General features: G+C 70.8%; 4 protein-coding genes. 2 read left to right on the top strand and 2 right to left on the bottom strand.

Annotated features, from left to right (window positions below):
* Positions 1-28 precede the first annotated feature (28 nt).
* Complete coding sequence (locus ACTWQJ_RS47470; protein WP_443312583.1) at positions 29-1,396, bottom strand: NAD(P)-binding domain-containing protein; 1,368 nt, start codon at positions 1,394-1,396, stop codon at positions 29-31.
* A gap of 261 nt (positions 1,397-1,657) precedes the next feature.
* Here ACTWQJ_RS47470 and ACTWQJ_RS47465 point away from each other — a divergent pair, with 261 nt between their 5' ends.
* The gene (locus ACTWQJ_RS47465; RefSeq protein WP_443312581.1) at positions 1,658-2,023 is read left to right on the top strand and encodes an ArsR/SmtB family transcription factor; all 366 of its coding nucleotides are present in this window, start codon (positions 1,658-1,660) and stop codon (positions 2,021-2,023) included.
* A gap of 228 nt (positions 2,024-2,251) precedes the next feature.
* The gene (gene pstS / locus ACTWQJ_RS47460) at positions 2,252-3,340 is read left to right on the top strand and encodes a phosphate ABC transporter substrate-binding protein PstS (RefSeq protein ID WP_443312582.1); all 1,089 of its coding nucleotides are present in this window, start codon (positions 2,252-2,254) and stop codon (positions 3,338-3,340) included.
* On the opposite strand, the gene ACTWQJ_RS47455 is transcribed toward pstS, so the two are convergent.
* Positions 3,321-4,156 (bottom strand): NAD(P)-binding domain-containing protein (locus tag ACTWQJ_RS47455; protein ID WP_443312580.1); only part of this gene is annotated, 836 nt, incomplete at its 5' end. The two genes, pstS and ACTWQJ_RS47455, sit on opposite strands and share 20 nt — an antisense overlap.

Below are 4,156 nucleotides of genomic sequence, written 5' to 3'. Positions count from 1 at the left end.
CCGCGGGCTTCGAGATGGTTCACGGTGGTCAGCAGCCGCCGGAGGTGGTGGGGGTGCCGACACCGACCTGTAGGGTGGCCGGGGCCGCGCAGCATCCGCCGCCCGAGGCTGCCCGGGCGGTGTCGGGCTCGTCGAACAGGCCCGCGCCGCCGCATACTCCGGTCTCCGGCAGGGTCAACTCGACGCGCTCGGCGGCCTCCTGGTCGCCGGCGATCGCTGCCGCGATGGAGCGGACCTGTTCGAAGCCGGTCATCGCGAGGAAGGTCGGGGCGCGGCCGTAGGACTTCATGCCGACCAGGTAGACGCCCTGCTCCGGGTGCGAGAGTTCGTTCACACCGTGCGGGTAGACCGTGCCGCAGGAGTGCACGTTGGGGTCGATCAGCGGGGCCAGCGCGGTCGGCGCCTGGAGGCGCTCGTCGAGGTCGAGACGGACCTCGGAGAGGAAGGACAGGTCGGGGCGGAAGCCGGTCAGCACGATGACCTCGTCGACCGGGTCCAGGCGACGCCCGTCCTCGGCGACGAGCACGAGTTGGTCCCCGTCGCGCTCGACGACGTCCGTTCGGAAGCCGGTCACGGCTGAGGCGTGGCCGTCCTCGACGGCGGCCTTGGCGCGCAGGCCCAGGGCGCCGCGCGCGGGCAGCTGGTCGGCCTCGCCACCGCCGTACGTGGAGCCCGTGATCCCCCGCCGCAGGATCCACACCGCGTGGGTGCCGGCCTCCTCCTTCGCCAGGTCGGCCAGGTAGGCGAGGGCGGTGAAGGCCGAGGCGCCGGAGCCGACCACGGCGGTGCGCTTGCCCGCATAACGGGCGCGCACAGCCGGGTCCTTCAGGTCGGGCACCCGATAGGAGATGTGCTCGGCGGCGGACTTCTCGCCCAGGGCGGGCAGGCCGTCGGCGCCCATCGGGCTGGGCACGGACCAGGTGCCGGAGGCGTCGATGACGGCTCGGGCGGTGAGGCGCTCCTCGCGGCCGTCCGCGGTCGTGATGTGCACGGTGAAGGGCTGCTCGTCGCGGCCGGCGTCGACGATGCGGTCCCGGCCGACGCGGGCCACTCCGGTCACCGTCGCGTCGTAACGGACCTTGTCGCCGAGGACATCGGCGAGCGGCTGGAGGTACTGCTCGGCCCAGTCGCCGCCGGTCGGGTACGAGACTCCGTCGGGGCGCACCCACCCCGTCGGGGCCAGGAGCTTCTCGGCGGCCGGGTCGGTGACCTCGGCCCAGGGCGAGAACAGCCGTACGTGCGCCCAGTCGCGTACGGCGGTGCCGGCGGACGGGCCGGCCTCCAGGACCAGCGGTTCGATGCCGCGCTCGATGAGGCGGGCGGCGGCGGCCAGGCCGATCGGGCCGGCTCCGACGACCACGACGGGCAGCTGGTCGGTGGTGGGCGTGTCGTTCATGGGCGCAGCCACGGGGTTCCCCTTTGCTTCGACATCCGTCGATCTCTTGCGCTGCCAGCATGACACCTGTTTCGATAGGCGTCAACATAGACATTCATCGAAACCAGGAGAGTGGCAGCGCAGCCTGTCCTCGAACTCCCTGCGCGGGGTCGGGCGGGATGCGGTCCGGGTCGGCCGCCGACCGGCCGCGCACCTCGCGAGGCAGTGAGTCCTCCCGGCAACGCCCTCGCCCGCTTATTCGACATGTGTCAACATAGACGTATGTCGAATACGAACGTGTTGCCGCTGCTCGACCCGGAGGTCCCGGACGTCACGGCGCCGTGCTGCCCGCCGCTGACCGAACGGCCGCTGAGTGCAGAGGAGGCCGCGCGGACGGCGAGGATGTTCAAGGCGCTCGGCGATCCGGTGCGCCTGCGGCTGTTCTCGCTGGTGGCCTCGCACGAGGGCGGCGAGGCGTGCGTGTGCGACATCTCCGACGTGGGCGTCTCCCAACCGACCGTCTCCCACCACCTGAAGAAGCTCAAGGAAGCCGGCCTGCTCACCTCCGAGCGGCGCGGCACCTGGGTCTACTACAAGGTCGCGCCGTCCGTCGTGGCAGCGATGGGGCAGATGCTCGCCCTTCGCTGATCACCCTCGGCCGCCGAGGACGCACCTGCGCCATGCCCGCGACGGGAACGCGACAGCAGACGTTCGTACGCACGTCGCCACCACTGGCCCCACATAGGTAACTATCTATGTCCCAGCAGGCGGTAGTCGTCGTCTGACATGACATGGTCGTCGAGTTGCCACCTGCACGCGTGCCAGAGGGGGCATTGGTGCAGCATCGACGCAAGGGCCGCGCCATTCTTCGGGCCGATCGGCGTAGCGGCGGTAGCGGCCGTCCTCGCGGTCGGAGGCGCAGCCTGGATATTCGCAACCGATGGCGGCGAGGCGGGTACGAGACGAGCAGCCTCGCCGGATCCGCGGATCGGGTGTGCGGCCAAGGGGCAGGTGGCCGGGTCCGGTTCCACAGCTCAGCAGAACGCCATGGAGCACTGGATCAAGCAGTATGGACGGGCCTGCCCGGGAGTGCAGATCAGGTACAACCCTCTGGGCTCGGGCGCGGGAGTGGCTCAGTTCATGCGGGGCGCCACGGCGTTCGGTGGCACCGACGGGGCGGTGAAGCCCGAGGACCAGACCCAGTGGGTCTGCCGCGGCGGATACGCCATCAACCTGCCGGCGGTGGGCGGTCCCATCGCGGTCGGCTACAACCTGTCCGGTGTTGACGACTTGGTCCTCGACGCGCCGACCCTGGCGAAGATCTTCGACTCCGAGATCACCAAGTGGAACGATCCTGCGATCCGCGCGCTGAATCCGGGCGCCGAGCTGCCTGACCTGGACATTCAGCCCGTGCATCGCTCGGACGGTTCGGGCACCACGCAGAACTTCACCGCCTACCTCGCCGCGGCGGCACCGCAGCACTGGCCCTATACGGTGTCCAAGGAATGGCCCGGCAAGGGCGGGAACTCGGCCGACGGCTCGGAAAACGTCGCCGGAGCGGTGACCGGCGCCCACGGTGCCATTGGGTACTTCGAGCTGTCCTTCGCGACCAAGGACAAGATCCCCACGGTCAGGATCAACACCGGCGCGTCCGAGCCCGTCGCGCCGAGCCCCGAGACCGCCTCTGCGGGGATTGCCACTGCCAGGGTGGTCGGAAAGGGCAAAGACCTGTCCCTCCAACTCGACTACACCACACAGGATCCCGGTGCCTACCCGATCGTCCTGGTCACCTACGAGGTCGTGTGCGACACGGGCAACCAGCCCGGAACCCTGCCCGCGCTCAAGTCGTTCCTCACGTACACAGTCAGTGAGGCCGGGCAGGAGAACCTCGCCGACATCCACTACGCGCCACTGCCGGCGAACATCGCCACCCGCGTGCATGAGGTCATCCGCACACTGTCCTGACGGTCCCCGGCCCGCGTACGAGCTCGGCGATCTCCCGGGCCGCATCCCGGGCCGGACGGCCGACGCCGATGAGGGTGGCGGAGGCCGGGCCGGTCCAGTCGCCGTAGCCGAGCAGGTGCAGGCGCGGTTCGTCCACGGCTCGCGTGCCGTGCGTGGGGATGTGACCGCGCCGACCGCGGAGTTGGAGCGGCGCGAGGTGGGAGAGGGCGGGCCGGAAGCCGGTGCACCAGATGATCGCGTCGGCCTCGGCGCGGGTGCCGTCGGCCCATTCGACACCGCCGGGGAGGATGCGTGTGAACATCGGCGTGGCTTTGAGCAGGCCGCGGTCACGGGCGTCGCGTACGGGCGGTACGGCGACAATGTCGCCAAGGGAGGTGACGCCGCCGGTGTCCGTACGCCCCGCGTCCAGCGCACGGCGCCGGGCGGTGGCCGCGTCGAACAGGGCGCGGCCGTCGATGTCGTCGGCCAGGAAACGCGGCGGGCGCTTCGTGACCCAGGTCAACTCCGTGTCGTGGGCGAGATCGGCGGCGATCTGGGCGCCGGAGTTGCCGCCACCAACCACGATCACGCGACGGCCCGCGCAGTCCTGCGGCCGCCGGTACTCGACGGTGTGCAGCTGCTCGCCGCCGAAGGCTCCGCGCCCGCTGAGGGCAGGCAGGAAGGGGCGCCACCAGGTGCCGGTCGCGCTGATCACCGCCCGCGCATGCCACGCACCCGAGTCCGTCTCCACGCGCAGGAGGTCACCGTCCCGGTGCACGCCCGCGACGCGTACCGGCCAACACACGGGCAACTCGTACCGCTTATCATAGTCGCGCA

The organism is Streptomyces sp. KR55 (assembly GCF_052245645.1).
GTDB classification, from domain to species: domain Bacteria; phylum Actinomycetota; class Actinomycetes; order Streptomycetales; family Streptomycetaceae; genus Streptomyces; species Streptomyces flavusporus.
The sequence above is the reverse complement of the archived record's forward strand: the minus strand, read 5'-3'. Positions and strand labels throughout refer to the sequence as shown.